The 16,988-nt window shown below is 55.2% G+C and carries 14 protein-coding genes; 10 read left to right on the plus strand and 4 right to left on the minus strand.

The window, feature by feature from the left end:
* Nucleotides 1-41: 41 nt before the first annotated feature.
* Complete coding sequence (gene pta / locus SPL01S_RS00005; protein WP_062868104.1) at nt 42-2,198, minus strand: phosphate acetyltransferase; 2,157 nt, start codon at nt 2,196-2,198, stop codon at nt 42-44.
* A 73-nt stretch (nt 2,199-2,271) separates the two neighbouring features.
* Nucleotides 2,272-3,474, minus strand: a complete 1,203-nt coding sequence (gene ackA / locus SPL01S_RS00010; protein WP_062792110.1) for an acetate kinase — start codon at nt 3,472-3,474, stop codon at nt 2,272-2,274.
* 355 nt (nt 3,475-3,829) lie between these two features.
* Here ackA and yfbV point away from each other — a divergent pair, with 355 nt between their 5' ends.
* The 4 genes from yfbV (at nt 3,830) to SPL01S_RS00030 (ending at nt 7,530) form a co-directional block, all read left to right on the plus strand.
* On the plus strand, nt 3,830-4,285 hold the full coding sequence (gene yfbV, locus SPL01S_RS00015; RefSeq protein ID WP_004947297.1) for a terminus macrodomain insulation protein YfbV: 456 nt from the start codon (nt 3,830-3,832) through the stop codon (nt 4,283-4,285).
* A gap of 145 nt (nt 4,286-4,430) precedes the next feature.
* Nucleotides 4,431-4,925: a YfbU family protein gene (locus SPL01S_RS00020; protein WP_063196797.1), complete on the plus strand. Its 495-nt coding sequence runs from the start codon at nt 4,431-4,433 to the stop codon at nt 4,923-4,925.
* A gap of 16 nt (nt 4,926-4,941) precedes the next feature.
* Nucleotides 4,942-5,598: a sugar phosphatase gene (locus tag SPL01S_RS00025; RefSeq protein WP_063196799.1), complete on the plus strand. Its 657-nt coding sequence runs from the start codon at nt 4,942-4,944 to the stop codon at nt 5,596-5,598.
* Nucleotides 5,599-5,697: 99 nt separating this feature from the next.
* Nucleotides 5,698-7,530, plus strand: coding sequence for an SLC13 family permease (locus SPL01S_RS00030; protein WP_004947289.1), 1,833 nt, complete (start codon nt 5,698-5,700; stop codon nt 7,528-7,530).
* A gap of 26 nt (nt 7,531-7,556) precedes the next feature.
* Here SPL01S_RS00030 and yfbR read toward each other — a convergent pair whose 3' ends face one another.
* Entirely contained in the window at nt 7,557-8,156 is a 600-nt protein-coding gene (gene yfbR / locus SPL01S_RS00035) for a 5'-deoxynucleotidase (protein ID WP_006317020.1), read from the minus strand.
* A gap of 111 nt (nt 8,157-8,267) precedes the next feature.
* The gene (locus SPL01S_RS00040) at nt 8,268-9,482 is read right to left on the minus strand and encodes a pyridoxal phosphate-dependent aminotransferase (protein WP_004947286.1); all 1,215 of its coding nucleotides are present in this window, start codon (nt 9,480-9,482) and stop codon (nt 8,268-8,270) included.
* An 860-nt stretch (nt 9,483-10,342) separates the two neighbouring features.
* Between SPL01S_RS00040 and lrhA the strand changes: the two genes are divergently transcribed.
* From lrhA to nuoF, 6 genes are all read left to right on the plus strand, one after another.
* The gene (gene lrhA, locus SPL01S_RS00050) at nt 10,343-11,278 is read left to right on the plus strand and encodes a transcriptional regulator LrhA (protein WP_063196803.1); all 936 of its coding nucleotides are present in this window, start codon (nt 10,343-10,345) and stop codon (nt 11,276-11,278) included.
* A gap of 710 nt (nt 11,279-11,988) precedes the next feature.
* Nucleotides 11,989-12,426 carry an NADH-quinone oxidoreductase subunit A gene (locus tag SPL01S_RS00060; RefSeq protein ID WP_004947282.1) on the plus strand — a complete coding sequence of 146 codons (438 nt, stop codon included), beginning with the start codon at nt 11,989-11,991 and terminating at the stop codon, nt 12,424-12,426.
* A gap of 29 nt (nt 12,427-12,455) precedes the next feature.
* Nucleotides 12,456-13,130, plus strand: a complete 675-nt coding sequence (locus SPL01S_RS00065; protein ID WP_004947278.1) for a NuoB/complex I 20 kDa subunit family protein — start codon at nt 12,456-12,458, stop codon at nt 13,128-13,130.
* Between the two features lie 96 nt (nt 13,131-13,226).
* Nucleotides 13,227-15,023, plus strand: a complete 1,797-nt coding sequence (gene nuoC / locus SPL01S_RS00070; RefSeq protein ID WP_004947275.1) for an NADH-quinone oxidoreductase subunit C/D — start codon at nt 13,227-13,229, stop codon at nt 15,021-15,023.
* Between the two features lie 2 nt (nt 15,024-15,025).
* A complete protein-coding gene (nuoE, locus tag SPL01S_RS00075; RefSeq protein WP_062868101.1) occupies nt 15,026-15,577 on the plus strand; it encodes an NADH-quinone oxidoreductase subunit NuoE in 552 nt (183 codons plus the stop codon).
* A complete protein-coding gene (gene nuoF, locus SPL01S_RS00080; protein WP_004947269.1) occupies nt 15,574-16,926 on the plus strand; it encodes an NADH-quinone oxidoreductase subunit NuoF in 1,353 nt (450 codons plus the stop codon). The genes nuoE and nuoF overlap by 4 nt, the downstream gene beginning before the upstream one ends.
* Nucleotides 16,927-16,988: the final 62 nt, after the last annotated feature.

The raw sequence follows: 16,988 nt of genomic DNA on the forward strand, positions 1-16,988 counted from the left end.
GTCATATGACCGGCTTTTTTTATCCGATAACCCTGGGGCTATCAGGCTTTGGCGGCCGCATCAGCCTGTGCAGACTGAATGGCGGTCAATGCCACGGTGTAAACGATATCGTCGACCAGTGCGCCGCGTGACAGGTCATTCACCGGCTTGCGCATGCCTTGCAGCATTGGCCCGATGGATACCAGGTCAGCAGAACGCTGTACCGCTTTATAAGTGGTGTTACCGGTGTTCAGATCCGGGAAGATGAACACGGTAGCCTGGCCTGCAACCGGCGAGTTCGGTGCTTTGGATTTCGCGACGTCGGCCATGATAGCGGCGTCGTACTGCAACGGGCCATCGATGATCAGATCAGGACGTTTCTCCTGTGCCAGGCGGGTTGCCTCGCGCACTTTCTCGACGTCGCTGCCCGCACCGGAGTTGCCGGTAGAGTAGGAGATCATCGCCACACGCGGCTCGATACCGAAGGCGGCGGCAGAGTCTGCAGACTGAATCGCGATTTCAGACAACTGCTCGGCGGTTGGGTCCGGGTTGATCGCGCAGTCGCCGTAGACCAGAACCTGGTCAGGCAGCAGCATGAAGAACACGGAGGACACCAGCGAGCTACCCGGAGCGGTTTTGATCAGCTGCAGCGGTGGGCGGATGGTGTTGGCGGTGGTGTGAACCGCGCCGGAAACCAGACCGTCGACTTCGCCTTTCTCCAGCATCAGAGTGCCGAGAACCACGTTATCTTCCAACTGCTCGCGCGCAACCACTTCGGTCATGCCTTTGCTTTTACGCAGCTCCACCAGACGCGGCACGTATTGCTCGCGCACGGCGACCGGATCAACGATTTCGATGCCTTTGCCCAGCTCAACGCCCTGAGCTGCAGCTACGCGCTGGATTTCGTCCGGGTTGCCCAGCAGGACGCATTCCGCGATACCGCGTTCGGCACAGATGGCCGCCGCTTTCACGGTGCGTGGCTCGTCGCCTTCCGGCAGTACGATGCGTTTGCCGGCTTTACGCGCCAGTTCGGTCAGCTCGTAACGGAACGCCGGTGGAGACAGACGACGTGAACGCTCGGAGGTGGCGGTCAGCGACTCGATCCACTCTGCGTTAATGTGGCTGGCCACGTAGTTCTGCACTTTCTCGATGCGCTGATGATCGTCCGCCGGCACTTCGAGGTTGAAGCTTTGCAGGCTGAGCGAAGTCTGCCAGGTGTTGGTGTCGACCATAAATACCGGCAGGCCGGTCTGGAAGGCGCGTTCACACAGCTTTTTGATTGGCGCATCGATGGCGTAGCCGCCGGTCAACAGAATGGCGCCGATTTCCACGCCGTTCATCGCCGCCAGACAGGCGGAAACCAGCACGTCAGGACGGTCTGCCGAGGTGACCAGCAGGGAGCCCGGACGGAAGTGTTCCAGCATGTGCGGAATGCTGCGCGCACAGAAGGTCACGGACTTCACGCGGCGAGTCATGATATCGCCTTCGTTGATCACGGTAGCCTTCAGGTGGCGAGCCATGTCGATGGCGCGAGTGGCGATCAGATCGAAGCTCCACGGCACGCAGCCCAGTACCGGCAGCGGGCTGTTGGCAAACAGCTGAGCAGGATCAACGTTAGTCACGCTGGCTTTGGTGGAGTCGTCGAAGATCTCGGACAGGTCAGGGCGGGTGCGGCCCTGCTCGTCAACCGGAGCATTCAATTTGTTGATGATGACGCCGGTGATGTTTTTGTTTTTGCTGCCGCCGAAGCTGCTGCGTGCCAGCTCAATGCGTTCTTTCAGCTGTGCCGGGGAATCGTTGCCCAGCGCCAGGACGAAGACGATTTCCGCATTCAGGGTTTTGGCGATTTCGTAGTTCAGCGCGTTGGCGAACTGGTGTTTACGGGTCGGCACCAGGCCTTCGATCAGCACCACTTCCGCGTCTTTGGTGTTCTCATGGTAGCGCGCTACGATCTCTTCCATCAGCACATCCTGCTGGTTGGAGCTCAGCAAGCCCTCAACGTAGCTCATGCGCAGCGGTTCGGCCGCCGGAATGGTGGAGTTGCTGCGGATGATGGTGGTGGTCTGGTCGAGAGAGTCGCCGCCGGTGCGTGGCTGGGCGATAGGTTTGAACACGCTCAGACGAACGCCTTTCTGCTCCATGGAGCGGATGACACCCAGGCTGACGCTGGTCAGACCGACGCTGGTGCCAGTGGGGATCAACATAATTGTACGTGACACAGAATAGTCCTCTTCACGATTAACATGAGGCTAAAACAGCACCGCCAGCCTTGGCTGACGGTGTCGGAGAGCGTTACGCGGTCAGACGGGATGCGTCTTGCGCGATGACCAACTCTTCGTTGGTCGGGATAACCAGTGCCAGGCGGCTGCCGTCTTTGGTGATGGCGCCGGATTTACCGAAACGGGCGGCCATATTGCGCTCGTGGTCAATCTCGAAGCCCAGCAGGCCCAGTTTGTCCAGGGTCAGCTCACGCACCATGCCGGCGTTCTCGCCGATGCCGCCGGTGAAGATCACTGCGTCCAGACGGCCTTCCATCAGTGCGCTGTAAGCGCCGATGTATTTGGCCAGACGGTGGCAGAACACATCCATTGCACGCTTGGCGTCGGCTTTGCTTGTGTAGTTGTCTTCAACATAACGGCAGTCGCTGGTGACTTCGGTCAGGCCCAGCAGGCCGGATTCTTTGGTCAGCATTTTGTTGATTTGATCAACGCTCATGCCCAGGGAGTCGTGCAGGTGGAAGATGATCGCCGGATCGATGTCACCGCTGCGGGTACCCATCACCAGGCCTTCCAACGGAGTCAGGCCCATGGAAGTGTCAACGCACTTCCCGTTGCGCACTGCGGTAACGGAACCGCCGTTACCCAGGTGGCAGGTGATCACGTTCACTTCTTCAACCGGCTTGTTCAGCATCTTCGCGGCTTCTTGGGTCACGTAGAAGTGGCTGGTGCCGTGCGCGCCATAGCGGCGAACGCCGTGATCGCGATACAGGCTGTACGGCAGGGCGTAGAGGAAAGATTCTTCCGGCATGGTCTGGTGGAATGCGGTGTCGAACACGGCAACGTTTTTATCCGCCAGGTTAGGGAAGGATTTCAGTGCTTCAGCAATACCGATCAGGTGCGCTGGGTTATGCAGTGGTGCAAATGGCACCGAATCTTTGATACCCTGCAAGACTTCATCGTTGATCACGGCAGAAGCGGTAAACTTCTCGCCGCCGTGCACAATGCGGTGACCGATAGCGGTCAGCTGTGCAGAAAGCTCCGGTTTTTGTGCCAGAATAGTATTAACAATGTAGTTCAGTGCTTCGCTGTGCGCAGCGCCGGCACCCAAGGCCGCTTCGTGTTTGGCGCCGTCCATCTTCCACTTGAGGCGAGCCTCAGGCAGGTGGAAACATTCGGCCAGGCCGGAGAGGTGTTCTTCACCGTTGACAGCATCGATGATAGCGAATTTCAGGGAAGAACTGCCGCAGTTAAGGACCAGTACTAGCTTACTCGACATGGAAGTACCTACTTAAATAGTTCGTGTTGTTAAAGGAAAACCAAAACACGTGGTGAATTAATCGTCAATCAGACAACAAGCGTAGCGCATAATGCCGTTGACATTTATGATTAACATCATGTGAAGTGCACAAATCACATGATGATGAAAAAACCGATGATTTCTCTGCGGTTTAAGTAATCTTCATTTTTATAGGGCTAAAAGTTGACAGAATTATTGTCATCTTCTACCGGCCAAAAGGCCGGCCTAGGATACCGATAGCCTGCAGCAAACACAAAATAAATTTAAAGCTTCAAATTTTTTAGTATTGTGTTTGCAGTACCCCCATTTTTACTACGTGACGTTGAGGTACGCGATGACGAGCAAACCGTCTGGTTCCGTAAGCTGGTTTCAGGTCTTCCAGCGCGGGCAGCATTATATGAAAACCTGGCCGTCAGACAAACGTCTGGCTCCGGTCTTTCCGGAGAATCGCGTTGCGAGCGCCACCCGTTTTGCCGTCCGCTTTATGCCGCCGCTGGCGGTGTTTACCCTGACCTGGCAGATTGCGCTGGGCGGCCAGCTCGGCCCGGCGATCGCCACCGCGTTGTTCGCCTGCAGCATGCCGATGCAGGGCCTGTGGTGGTTGGGGCGTCGTTCGGTCACGCCGTTGCCGCCAACGCTGCTGCAGTGGTTCCATGAAGTGCGCAACAGGCTGACGGAGGCCGGTCAGGCGGTAGCGCCGGTGGAAGGGACCCCGACCTATCAAACGCTGGCGGATCTGCTGAAACGTGCCTTCAAGCAGTTGGATAAAACCTTCCTGGACGATCTTTAAACGTTAAAGGGCCGCAGCGATAGCGGCCTTTTTCGTGATAACGCCAATAACCCCGGTTTAAATCAAAGAACGGTCGAGTTGTGATTTCCTGCGATATTGCGCTGTGCGATGCTTTCGTCATAAGCAATTTACCGAGGAAATTATGATGGAAATGACCCATGCCCAACGACTGATCCTGTCGAACCAGTACAAGATGATGACGCTGCTCGACCCGGACAACACTGAACGTTACCGCCGTTTGCAGACGATCATCGAGCGTGGTTTTGGTTTGCAGATGCGCGAGCTGGATCGCGATTTTGGCGAAATGAGCGAAGAGGTGTGCCGCACTATCATCAACGTGATGGAGATGCACCACGCCTTGCAGGTCTCCTGGGATAATCTGAAAGACAAACAGGGTATCGAGGCGCGTCGCCTGGCTTTTCTCGGCTTTGATGCCGCCACTGAAGCGCGCTATCTGAGCTATGTGCGTTTCCTTGTTACCACCGAGGGGCGCTATACTCATTTCGATTCCGGCAGCCACGGCTTTAACGCCCAAACCAAAATGTGGGAAAAATACCAGCGTATGTTGGTAATCTGGCTGTCATGCCCACGTCAGTATCACCTGAGCGCCGTTGAGATTGCGCAAATTATCAATGCCTGATTAAAAGAGGTTTCCTGTGGAGTGTAAGGGTTTTCTGTTCGATCTTGATGGGACGTTGGTTGATTCTCTGCCGGCGGTGGAACGTGCCTGGGTTAACTGGGCCAAACGCCGTGGCATTAATCCACAGGACGTACTGGATTTTATTCACGGTAAACAGGCCATTACCTCGTTGCGCCACTTTATGCCCGGTGAAAGTGAGGCTGCCATTCAGCAGGAGTTTCTGCTGCTGGAACAGGTAGAGGCGCAGGATACCGACGGCGTCACCGCACTGCCGGGGGCCGCGGCCTTGCTGGCGCGGTTGAATGCGCTCGACATTCCGTGGGCGATCGTCACTTCCGGCTCTATTCCGGTCGCCACTGCCCGCCGTAACGCCGGCGGTTTGCCGCAGCCGGAGGTGTTTATCACCGCCGAGCAGGTAAAACATGGCAAGCCTCAGCCGGACGCCTATCTGTTGGGCGCCGAGCGACTGGGGCTGGCACCGCAGGATTGCGTGGTGGTTGAAGATGCGGCTGCCGGGATCCTTTCCGGGTTGGCGGCAGGCTGCCAGGTGATCGCGGTGAACGCCCCGGCCGATGCGCCCAAGTTGGATCAGGTCGATCTGCTGCTGTCATCCCTGGAGCAAATCGCGGTGAGGAAGACAGAGCAGGGCGCCGCAATCGATCGGGTTGCCTGACGGGCCTTATCTTCACCCAAATTGATTAGACCCCGCATCGGCGGGGTTTTTTTATGCTAATTTTTAAGACCTTGACTATGTCTGCCGGATGAGGCCGTTTTGAACAGCGAATTACTGTGGGTGCTGAGTTTACTGTTGATTGCCATCGTGCTGTTTACCACCAACAAGCTGCGGATGGACGTGGTGGCGCTGCTGGTGATCATCGCTTTTGTGTTGAGCGGTACGCTGACCCTGCAGGAAGCGACGGTGGGTTTCAGCGATCCCAATGTGATCCTGATTGCCGCGTTGTTTGTGATTGGCGAAGGGCTGGTGCGTACCGGCGTGGCCTATCAGGTGGGCGACTGGCTGGTGAAAGTCGCCGGCAGTAGTGAAACCAAAATGCTGATGTTGTTGATGATCACCGTAGCCGGGTTGGGGGCGTTTATGAGCTCGACCGGCGTAGTGGCGATCTTTATCCCGGTGGTGCTCAGCGTGGCGGCACGGATGAAAATCGCGCCGGGCAGGTTGATGATGCCACTGAGTTTTGCCGGCCTGATCAGCGGGATGATGACGCTGGTGGCAACACCGCCGAACATGGTGGTGAACAGCGAACTGGTGCGTGAAGGTATCGGCGGCTTCGGTTTCTTTGGCGTGACGCCGGTTGGGCTGGTGGTGTTGGTGTTGGGCGTGGGATACATGCTGGTGGCGCGGCGCTGGCTGGGCAATAACGACGGGGATAAAAGCCGGGAAACCTGGCAACGCCGCACCTTCCGCGATCTGATCCGCGACTACAAACTGACCGGCAGGGCGCGCCGGTTGGCGATCCGCAGCGGATCGCCGCTAGTGGGCCGCTCGCTGGATGAATTGCATCTGCGCGCCCGCTACGGGGCCAACGTGGTGGGGATCGAACGCTGGAAGCGCTTCCGGCGGGTGATGGTCAGCGCATCCGGCAGTACCGAACTGCGAGAAGGCGACGTACTGTTGATCGACATGTCGGACAGCCAGATCGACTTGCGCGAGTTTTGCAGCGAGCAGCAACTGGAGCCGATGGTGCTGCGCGGCGACTATTTCTCCGAACAGGCGCGCAACGTCGGCATGGCGGAGGTGTCGTTGATTCCGGATTCGACGCTACTGGGTAAAAGCCTGCGCGAATCGACGTTCCGCAGTCGCTATGATTTGAACGTGGTCGGCATTCGCCGCCATGGCGAAACCCTGTCGGGCAAACTGGTGGATGAATCGCTGACGTTGGGCGATATCCTGCTGGTGATTGGCGACTGGAAGGCAATCCGCCAACTGCAGGCAAAAACCCATGATTTTATTGTCCTCAATTTGCCGGCAGAGGTGGACGAGGTAGCACCGGCCATCACCCAGGCACCGCACGCGCTGTTTTGCCTGGCGCTGATGGTGGCGATGATGCTGACCGATGAAATCCCCAATCCGATCGCCGCGCTGATCGCCTGCTTGCTGATGGGAAAATTCCGTTGCATCGATATGGAAAGCGCCTATAAGTCGATTCACTGGCCGAGCATCATTTTGATTGTCGGCATGATGCCGTTCGCCCAAGCGCTGCAGAAAACCGGTGGGGTGGACTTGATCGTGCGTGGGTTGATGGACGTTGCCGGCGGTGCCGGGCCGCGTGTGATGCTGGTGTGCCTGTTTGCGCTGTGCGCCGCGATAGGTCTGTTTATCTCCAACACCGCCACCGCCGTGCTGATGGCGCCGATCGCCATTGCCGCTGCGCGCGAGATGGGCGTTTCGCCATACCCGTTCGCCATGATTATCGCCATTGCCGCCTCGGCCGCCTTTATGACGCCGGTCTCTTCGCCGGTGAACACGCTGGTACTGGGGCCGGGGAACTATAAGTTCGGTGATTTTGTGCGGATCGGCGTGCCGTTCACGCTGCTGGTCATGTTGGTCAGCGTGATTATTGTGCCGTGGCTGTATGCATTTTAACGGCGCAGCGGGCTGCGCCAGGGCAGTTACAGGGAAGAGTCCAGGCTGATTTCATCCAGTGACAGGCTGAAGCTGGGGATAAACACATTCATGAAATAATCCATTTCCGGGCTGCTGCGCTGTTGCAGGGTCTTTTCAAGTCGGGCTTTCGCCAGCTTGAATTCGTTGTTGCCGGCAGACAGCTCTTCCAGGCATTTCAGGTAGGCGCACAGCGCATCGGCCTGTTTCACCACCAGCTTTTCGTCTTCGGTGTAGTAATGCTCATCGAGAATCGACCGGAAATCGTTACGTAATTCCGCCGGGATCATATCCAGCAGCTTCTGCTGGGCGATTTTTTCGATTTTCTTATATTCGTGGGCGATCTGCGGATTGTAGTACTTGATCGGCGTTGGCATATCGCCGGTAATCACTTCGCTGGCATCGTGGTACATCGCCAGCAGGGCGACGCGCTCGGCGCTCAGGTTGCCATTGAATTTTCGGTTTTTGATCACCGCCAACGCATGGGCGACAAACGCCACTTGCAGGCTGTGTTCGGAAACGTTCTCGGTACGTACGTTGCGCATCAGCGGCCAGCGGTTGATCAGTTTCAAGCGGGACAGGTGGGCAAAGAAATGGCTCTGGCTCATGGTGCTCTCTTCTACAACGGCAAGTGAGGGTTCCATTGTGAGCAGTGACGACGGGTTATGCAACCGGGGCGTGCAGGGAAGGGGCGCAGCAACCGGCTGCGCCCGTTGAGATTACTGACGATAACTTTCCAGGAAGCGGCCCAGTTTGCCCACGGCCATTTCCAGTTCATCGACGCGCGGCAGGGTAACGATACGCACGTGGTCGGGATACGGCCAGTTGAATGCGCTGCCTTGCACCAGCAGCACTTTTTCCTGCAGCAGCAGATCCAGCACCATTTTCTGGTCATCATGAATGTTAAAGCGTTTGGCATCGATGCGCGGGAACATATACAGCGCGCCCTGAGGCTTCACGCAGGAAACGCCTGGAATGTCATTCAGCAGTTCCCAGGTACGGTTACGCTGTTCATACAGGCGGCCGCCGGGTTGAATAAACTCGCTGATGCTCTGGTAGCCACCCAGCGCAGTTTGGATCGCGTGCTGCATCGGCACGTTGGCGCACAGGCGCATGGACGCCAGCATCTCCAGCCCTTCGATATAGCCTTTGGCATGTTTCTTCGGCCCGTTCAGGACCATCCAGCCCTGACGGAAGCCCGCAACGCGGTAGGTTTTGGACAGCCCGTTGAAGGTGACGGTCAGCAGATCCGGTGCCAGCGCGGCGATAGAATGGTGTTCGGCTTCGTCATACAGAATCTTGTCGTAAATCTCATCCGAGAAGATGATCAGGTTGTGCTGGCGGGCGATCTCGACAATCTGCTCCAGCAGTTCTTTGCTGTATACCGCGCCGGTCGGATTGTTCGGGTTAATGATCACAATGCCGCGGGTGCGTGGCGTGATTTTGCTGATAATGTCGTCCAGATCCGGGAACCAGCCCGCCTGCTCATCGCACAGGTAATGCACGGCCTTGCCGCCGGACAGTGACACAGCGGCAGTCCACAGCGGGTAATCCGGTGCCGGCACCAGCATTTCGTCACCGCTGTTCAGCAGCGCCTGCATGGATTGCACGATCAGCTCAGAAACCCCATTGCCGATGTAGATATCCTCAACGGTCACGTCACGGATGTTACGCGCCTGGTAGTGCTGCATGATCGCTTTACGCGCCGAGAAGAGCCCTTTGGAATCGGAATAGCCTTGCGCCGTCGGCAGATTGCGGATCACATCGACCAGGATTTCATCAGGGGCGTCGAAACCAAACGGGGCAGGGTTGCCGATGTTCAGTTTGAGGACTTTATTGCCTTCTTCTTCAAGACGTTTAGCTTCTTTGAGCACCGGGCCGCGAATGTCATAACAGACGTTGTCCAGTTTATGGGATTTCTCAATGGGGGACATAGAAAGTTGGGCCTTTTGCTGGAATGGGGGCGTTCCTACCGTGGAACACCGCAACCAGCTCAATGTACTCCTGGCGCTGGCGCTTTTGAAGGGTTATGCACGCCTTTGGTGCAAACGAGTGGTCCAAAGGCCAATTTCAGCGCTGATAAGCAAGGGTAAAGTATTTATTTGGTTTTTAATATCCAATAAAAATGGTTTTGTGGTTTTTTATCCTGTTATGATGGCGTGGTGTTAACATTATTGACCTTGTTCAGAACGCTGGGGGCTGCAGATCCTTGCGCACTGATAAGCCAGAGGGAAGGATTACCCGGATAAACTGTAAAGAAATGATAATACCGGAGTAGTCTGATAGCGGGTTGTCAATCGGCAACCCAAACTGAGTAATATGGAGATATTACATTAGTAATATTTCAGTCTCTTTCTTAAGTAAAATTTAACTGATTGTTCCCATATTATTCACGTGGGAAATGTTACTAATTGAATTTATTAAAATCATTAAGAGATGAACCTGCGCAACGCAGTAAATAACTTACTTCTTCTCGAGGATTGGGGAGCTAAAGCCTGTCAGATCGCGGAAATCACGCAGCACGATTGGTGTGGCAATCCAGCATTGTGAATGAGTAAAATCTTTGGTTTGGTAAAAATTAAACACTTTCACTAGTAATAAAGCACAGCGTTCTATAAGCATCCGCGATAGATCGCATTTTAAAAGGCGATAGAGGTAACGAAATATAAGTAATTTTTTTGCCCTCCACTAATGAGTGGGGTACTGTCATGTCAGGCATCGTCCCTTTAAACGATGTCTTAGAAACACACCAGGGTAGTTTGTAAATTAGAATTCAAAAAGTGAAGAAAACACTATGACAACTGCAAATCGTCCGATACTTAATCTCGACCTCGATCTGCTTAGAACCTTTGTAGCTGTTGCTGATTTGAACACCTTTGCGGCGGCGGCAGTAGCCGTTTGTCGTACCCAATCAGCCGTCAGTCAACAAATGCAGCGGTTAGAGCAACTGGTTGACAAAGAGTTGTTTGCCCGTCATGGGCGCAACAAATTATTGACCGAACACGGTATTCAGCTTCTCGGCTACGCCAGGAAAATCCTGCGCTTCAACGATGAAGCCTGTACCTCTCTGATGTACAACAATATAAAAGGTGTTTTGACTATCGGCGCTTCTGATGATACCGCCGATACCATCCTGCCTTTCCTGCTTAACCGCGTCACGTCGGTTTATCCTAAGCTGGCGATTGATGTGCGGGTGAAACGCAGCCCGTTTATGCTCGATATGCTGGAAAACGGCGAAGTCGATCTGGCGATTACGACGGTGGAAACCGAGGGGCATCCGCACATTGTGCTGCGCACCTCGCCGACCCTGTGGTATTGCTCTGCGGATTACCGTTATCAGGCCGGTGAGCCGATCCCATTAGTGGTGATGGACGAACCCAGCCCGTTCCGCTCGATGGCGATCAAACACCTGGATGATGCCGGGATCCCATGGCGCATCGCTTATGTGGCCTCGACGCTTTCAGCCGTTCGTGCCGCCTGCAAGGCCGGTTTGGGGATCACGGTCCGGCCGATCGAGATGATGAGTCCTGATTTGCGGGTGCTGGGTGCGGTAGAAGGCTTGCCACCATTGCCAGATACCCAATATGCCCTGTGCAAGGACACGCAGTGTGGCAACGAACTGGCGATGGCGATTTTCAGCGTCGTACAAAACGGCAACGACAGTTACAGCTTCAATGGAGCGAGTTCATCCCAGCAGGATGATACTTGCCTGGCCGACGGCGAGGAATAACCTCCCGGCGCGTTAAGCTGCACGTTAAAACCTCTGCTTCGGTGGAGGTTTTTTTTGGCCGTAATTTCGGAAAAATTGATTTTATGAAGGTTAGCGTGGATTTGTTAGGCGAAATGGTTATTTGTTTAACTATTTTCGGTAATGAGAACCGTTATCAGATGGTGAATAAATGGTTTTGTTTGTTTTTTGAACTTGTGGGAATGCGCGTAAAGGCCTGGAATTAATATGGTTATTTTGGTAATTTATTGCAGGTGTTTTTACGTCTGAATTTGACAAAATTTGTTAAAGGCCCACACTTTTTTTGAGGAATTATGCTGAAAACGTGTCCTGGATCAAAAAAATACCCCTAGGTAGTGAGTGGAAGAACAGGAGATTCCTGAGACAATGGTATAGTAAAACTGAAATAAGCATGTTGGTTTATATCTATCTGTTTCTACACGGCAATTGACTGACACGATTTAGCCTAAGCCAGTCGCATCAAATGTTAATTAAATGATGGGTATGTAAACTAGTGTGTAGATACTTTTGTCAAAGTTGACAAAAGGTTATAGAAAGGAGTAAAAAGCCCACAGTAAAACGCTGCCTAACTCTCTGTAAAAGCAGTTTGTTTGTGTGGTTAATTTATCCTTCCCTTAAATCGATGTGGTGCACTAACTGCCAGTTACAAGAGCAGTGCGATCGACGCCACTTTTGATGAGTAAGCATAGAGTATGTCAACAACCACTGAAGTTATCGCTCATCACTGGGCGTTCGCCGTATTTCTTGTCATGGCTATCGGGCTTTGCGGCCTTATGCTGCTGGGTGCGTTTTTCCTGGGCGGGAGAGCCCGCGCGCGCGCCAAACACACCCCGTTTGAATCCGGGATCGACTCGGTCGGTACGGCGCGCATGCGTCTGTCCGCCAAGTTCTACCTGGTCGCCATGTTCTTCGTCATTTTCGATGTTGAAGCCTTGTACCTGTATGCCTGGTCGGTCTCCGTTCGCGAGAGTGGTTGGGTGGGCTTTATCGAAGCCGCCATTTTCATTTTGGTGCTATTGGCCGGTTTGGTTTATCTGGTGCGTATCGGCGCATTGGATTGGACGCCGTCGCGTTCCAAACGTCTCAGTAAACCAGGCACAATCACTAACACCAACCGTCATCCGCAGTAGTCATTTGTGGTTAAAAACGAGGCATTAAGATGGACTATACGCTCACCCGCATAGACCCGAACGGTGAGAATGACCGTTACCCCCTGCAAAAACAGGAGATCGTCGCCGATCCCCTGGACCAACAGGTTCACCGCACGGTTTACATGGGTAAACTCGAGCATGCGCTGCATGACATGGTGAACTGGGGGCGTAAGAACTCTATTTGGCCATATAACTTCGGCCTTTCGTGCTGTTACGTGGAGATGGTGACGTCGTTTACCGCCGTTCACGACGTGGCGCGTTTCGGTGCTGAAGTATTGCGTGCATCGCCACGCCAGGCTGACCTGATGGTCGTGGCCGGTACTTGCTTCACCAAGATGGCCCCGGTTATTCAGCGCCTGTACGAACAGATGCTGGAGCCAAAATGGGTTATTTCGATGGGCGCCTGCGCCAACTCCGGCGGCATGTACGATATCTATTCCGTCGTGCAGGGCGTGGACAAGTTCCTGCCTGTCGACGTGTACATTCCTGGCTGCCCACCGCGCCCGGAAGCCTACATGCAAGCGCTGATGCTGTTGCAGGAATCCATTGGTAAGGAACGTCGTCCGTTGTCATGGGTTGTCGGCGATCAGGGCGTGTACCGCGCCAATATGCAGTCTGAAAGAGAGCGTAAACACGGCGAGCGTATCGCGGTGACCAACCTTCGGACGCCTGACGAGATTTAAGACGTTCATTTAACGTCCATCTTAGTGCGCTATTGGTTAACACAGCGAAAAGTGAACTTGCGGCGAAATAACCCTTTAGTGTGGTGAAAAAAAATTATGACAGATTCAACGACGCACGACGCCCTGCCATCATGGCAAACCAGGGATCACCAAGACGATCCGGTGATTGGCGAACTGCGCAACCGCTTTGGGCCGGAAGCCTTTACTGTTCAGCCCACCCGTACCGGAATGCCCGTGGTATGGGTTAAACCTGACCAGTTACTGGAAGTAATGACGTTCCTGAGAAAACAGCCGAAGCCTTATGTCATGCTGTTCGATCTGCATGGCGTAGACGAGCGTCTTCGCACCCACCGCGACGGTTTGCCTGCCGCGGATTTTTCTGTTTTCTACCATCTGATTTCCATCGAACGTAACCGCGACATCATGCTGAAAGTGGCGCTGTCTGAAAAAGACCTGCACGTGCCCACGGCGACCAAGGTATTCCCGAATGCCAACTGGTATGAGCGTGAAACCTGGGAAATGTTCGGTATTACCTTCGACGGCCACCCGCACCTGACGCGCATCATGATGCCGCAGACCTGGGAAGGCCACCCACTGCGTAAAGATTACCCGGCACGCGCCACCGAGTTCGATCCCTTTGTGTTGACCAAACAGAAAGAAGATCTGGAAATGGAGTCGCTGACTTTCAAACCGGAAGAGTGGGGCATGAAACGCGGCACCGAAAACGAGGACTTTATGTTCCTCAACCTCGGTCCGAACCACCCGTCTGCGCACGGTGCGTTCCGTATTATTCTGCAGCTGGACGGCGAAGAGATCGTCGACTGCGTGCCGGATATCGGTTATCACCACCGCGGTGCCGAGAAAATGGGCGAACGCCAGTCCTGGCACAGCTACATTCCGTACACCGACCGCATCGAATACCTCGGTGGCTGCGTAAACGAAATGCCTTATGTGCTGGCAGTTGAGAAACTGGCCGGGATCAAGGTGCCGGATCGCGTTGACACCATCCGCGTAATGCTGTCTGAACTGTTCCGCATCAACAGCCACCTGTTGTACATCAGTACCTTCATTCAGGACGTCGGCGCAATGACCCCGGTGTTCTTCGCCTTTACCGACCGTCAGAAAATCTACGATCTGGTTGAAGCGATCACCGGTTTCCGTATGCACCCGGCCTGGTTCCGCATCGGCGGCGTCGCGCATGATCTGCCGCGCGGTTGGGATCGCCTGCTGCGTGAGTTCCTCGAGTGGATGCCGAAACGTCTGGATTCTTACGTCAAGGCCGCGTTGAAGAACAGCATCCTGAAGGGCCGTTCTGTCGGCGTTGCGTCCTACAATGCCAAAGAAGCGCTGGAATGGGGCGTGACCGGCGCCGGCCTGCGAGCCACCGGCATCGAGTTCGACGTGCGCAAATGGCGCCCGTATTCCGGCTATGAGAATTTCGACTTCGAAATCCCGGTCGGCGACGGCAACAGCGACTGCTACACCCGCGTAATGTTGAAGGTGGAAGAGCTGCGCCAGAGTCTGCGCATCCTCGAACAGTGCCTGAACAACATGCCGGAAGGCCCGTTCAAGGCCGATCACCCGCTGACCACGCCGCCGCCGAAAGAGCGCACGCTGCAGCATATTGAAACGCTGATCACCCACTTCCTGCAGGTTTCCTGGGGCCCGGTGATGCCAGCCAACGAATCATTCCAGATGATTGAAGCCACTAAAGGGATCAACAGCTACTACCTGACCAGCGACGGCAGCACCATGAGCTACCGCACCCGGGTACGTACGCCAAGTTTTGCTCACCTGCAGCAAATCCCTGCGGTAATCCGTGGCAGCCTGGTCTCCGACCTGATCGTCTATCTGGGCAGTATCGATTTTGTAATGTCAGATGTGGACCGCTAACTATGCACTCTCAAAAAGACAATCACGCAGTCAACGATGCGCTTGAGCCAATCAATGCAGCCGCTCCCCAGAGCGGCGCTGATGCATTTGTACTGAGCGCGGAAGAACGTGATGCGATCGAGCACGAAAAGCACCATTACGAGGATCCACGCGCCGCCTCCATCGAAGCACTGAAAATTGTGCAGAAGCAGCGCGGTTGGGTTCCGGACGGTGCGATTTACGCCATCGCGGAAGTGCTGGGCATTCCTGCCAGCGACGTAGAAGGCGTGGCCACGTTCTACAGCCAGATTTTCCGTCAGCCGGTAGGGCGTCACGTGATCCGTTATTGTGACAGCGTTGTCTGCCACATCACCGGGTACCAGGGCATTCAGGCCGCCATCGAGAAAAAACTGAGCATCAAACCGGGTCAAACCACCTTTGATGGTCGCTTCACACTGCTGCCGACCTGTTGCCTGGGCAACTGCGATAAAGGGCCAACCATGATGATTGATGAGGATACTCACAGTCAGCTGAAGCCTGAAGATATCGAGAAGCTACTGGAGCAGTATCAATGATTAAAGACATTGTACGCACTCCCGAAATGCACCCGCTGACCTGGCGGCTGCGCGATGACAAACAGCCGGTCTGGCTGGATGAATACCGCAGCAAAAACGGTTATGCAGGCGCTGAGAAAGCCATCAAGGGCCTGGCCCCGGACGAGATCGTCAACCTGGTGAAAGACGCCGGGCTGAAAGGCCGTGGCGGCGCAGGTTTCTCCACCGGTTTGAAGTGGAGCCTGATGCCGAAAGACGAATCCATGAACATCCGTTACCTGCTGTGTAACGCCGATGAAATGGAGCCGGGCACCTATAAAGACCGCTTGCTGATGGAGCAACTGCCGCACCTGCTGGTGGAAGGCATGTTGATTTCCGCGTTCGCGCTGAAAGCCTATCGCGGCTACATCTTCCTGCGTGGCGAATATATCGAGGCGGCGGTGCATCTGCGTCGCGCCATCGCTGAAGCGACCGAAGCGGGCCTGCTTGGCAAAAACATCATGGGCAGCGGCTTCGATTTCGAACTGATCGTCCATACCGGCGCCGGCCGCTATATCTGCGGCGAAGAAACCGCTCTGATCAACTCGCTGGAAGGCCGTCGTGCCAACCCGCGTTCCAAACCGCCTTTCCCGGCTTCCTCCGGCGTCTGGGGCAAGCCAACCTGCGTAAACAACGTAGAAACCCTGTGCAACGTTCCGGCAATCCTGGCGAACGGCATTGAGTGGTATCAGGGGATCAACGGTGGCAAAAGCAAGGATGCCGGCACCAAACTGATGGGGTTCTCGGGCCGGGTGAAAAACCCAGGCGTTTGGGAACTGCCGTTTGGCATCACCGCACGTGAAATTCTGGAAGATTACGCCGGCGGCATGCGTGACGGTCTGCGCTTCAAAGCCTGGCAGCCAGGCGGCGCGGGCACCGACTTTTTGACCGCCGATCACCTCGATCTGCCGATGGATTTCGAGAGCATCGGCAAAGCCGGCAGCCGTCTCGGCACCGCGCTGGCGATGGCGGTGGATCACGAAATCGGCATGGTTCCGCTGGTGCGTAACCTGGAAGAGTTCTTCGCACGCGAGTCTTGCGGTTGGTGCACGCCATGCCGCGATGGCCTGCCGTGGAGCGTGAAGATCCTGCGCGCGCTGGAGAATGGCGAAGGGCAGCCGGGGGATATCGAAACCCTCGAGCAGCTGTGCCGTTCTCTTGGCCCAGGTAAAACCTTCTGCGCTCATGCGCCAGGTGCCGTAGAGCCACTGCAAAGCGCGATTAAATATTTCCGTGAAGAGTTTGAAGCGGGCATAGCCGTTAAGCACTTCAGCAACGCGCATGCGATTGGCGGTATCCAGCCGAACAATCTGCTGAAGCAACGCTGGTAAGCCGGCTCGTTCCGACAACACGGCCAGAATTTTTGATTAACGCCTGCCGCAAGGCAGGCCAC

It is taken from the genome of Serratia plymuthica NBRC 102599, from assembly GCF_001590925.1.
In the GTDB taxonomy this organism is placed as follows: Bacteria; Pseudomonadota; Gammaproteobacteria; order Enterobacterales; family Enterobacteriaceae; genus Serratia; species Serratia plymuthica.

Coding starts and splice junctions, on each gene's coding strand:
- ackA (WP_062792110.1), bottom strand. CDS start 3,474: ATGTCGAGTAAGCTAGTACTGGTCCTTAACTGCGGCAGTTCTTCCCTG.
- yfbV (WP_004947297.1), top strand. CDS start 3,830: ATGACGAGCAAACCGTCTGGTTCCGTAAGCTGGTTTCAGGTCTTCCAG.
- SPL01S_RS00020 (WP_063196797.1), top strand. CDS start 4,431: ATGGAAATGACCCATGCCCAACGACTGATCCTGTCGAACCAGTACAAG.
- yfbR (WP_006317020.1), bottom strand. CDS start 8,156: ATGAGCCAGAGCCATTTCTTTGCCCACCTGTCCCGCTTGAAACTGATC.
- SPL01S_RS00040 (WP_004947286.1), bottom strand. CDS start 9,482: ATGTCCCCCATTGAGAAATCCCATAAACTGGACAACGTCTGTTATGAC.
- lrhA (WP_063196803.1), top strand. CDS start 10,343: ATGACAACTGCAAATCGTCCGATACTTAATCTCGACCTCGATCTGCTT.
- SPL01S_RS00060 (WP_004947282.1), top strand. CDS start 11,989: ATGTCAACAACCACTGAAGTTATCGCTCATCACTGGGCGTTCGCCGTA.
- SPL01S_RS00065 (WP_004947278.1), top strand. CDS start 12,456: ATGGACTATACGCTCACCCGCATAGACCCGAACGGTGAGAATGACCGT.
- nuoC (WP_004947275.1), top strand. CDS start 13,227: ATGACAGATTCAACGACGCACGACGCCCTGCCATCATGGCAAACCAGG.
- nuoE (WP_062868101.1), top strand. CDS start 15,026: ATGCACTCTCAAAAAGACAATCACGCAGTCAACGATGCGCTTGAGCCA.
- nuoF (WP_004947269.1), top strand. CDS start 15,574: ATGATTAAAGACATTGTACGCACTCCCGAAATGCACCCGCTGACCTGG.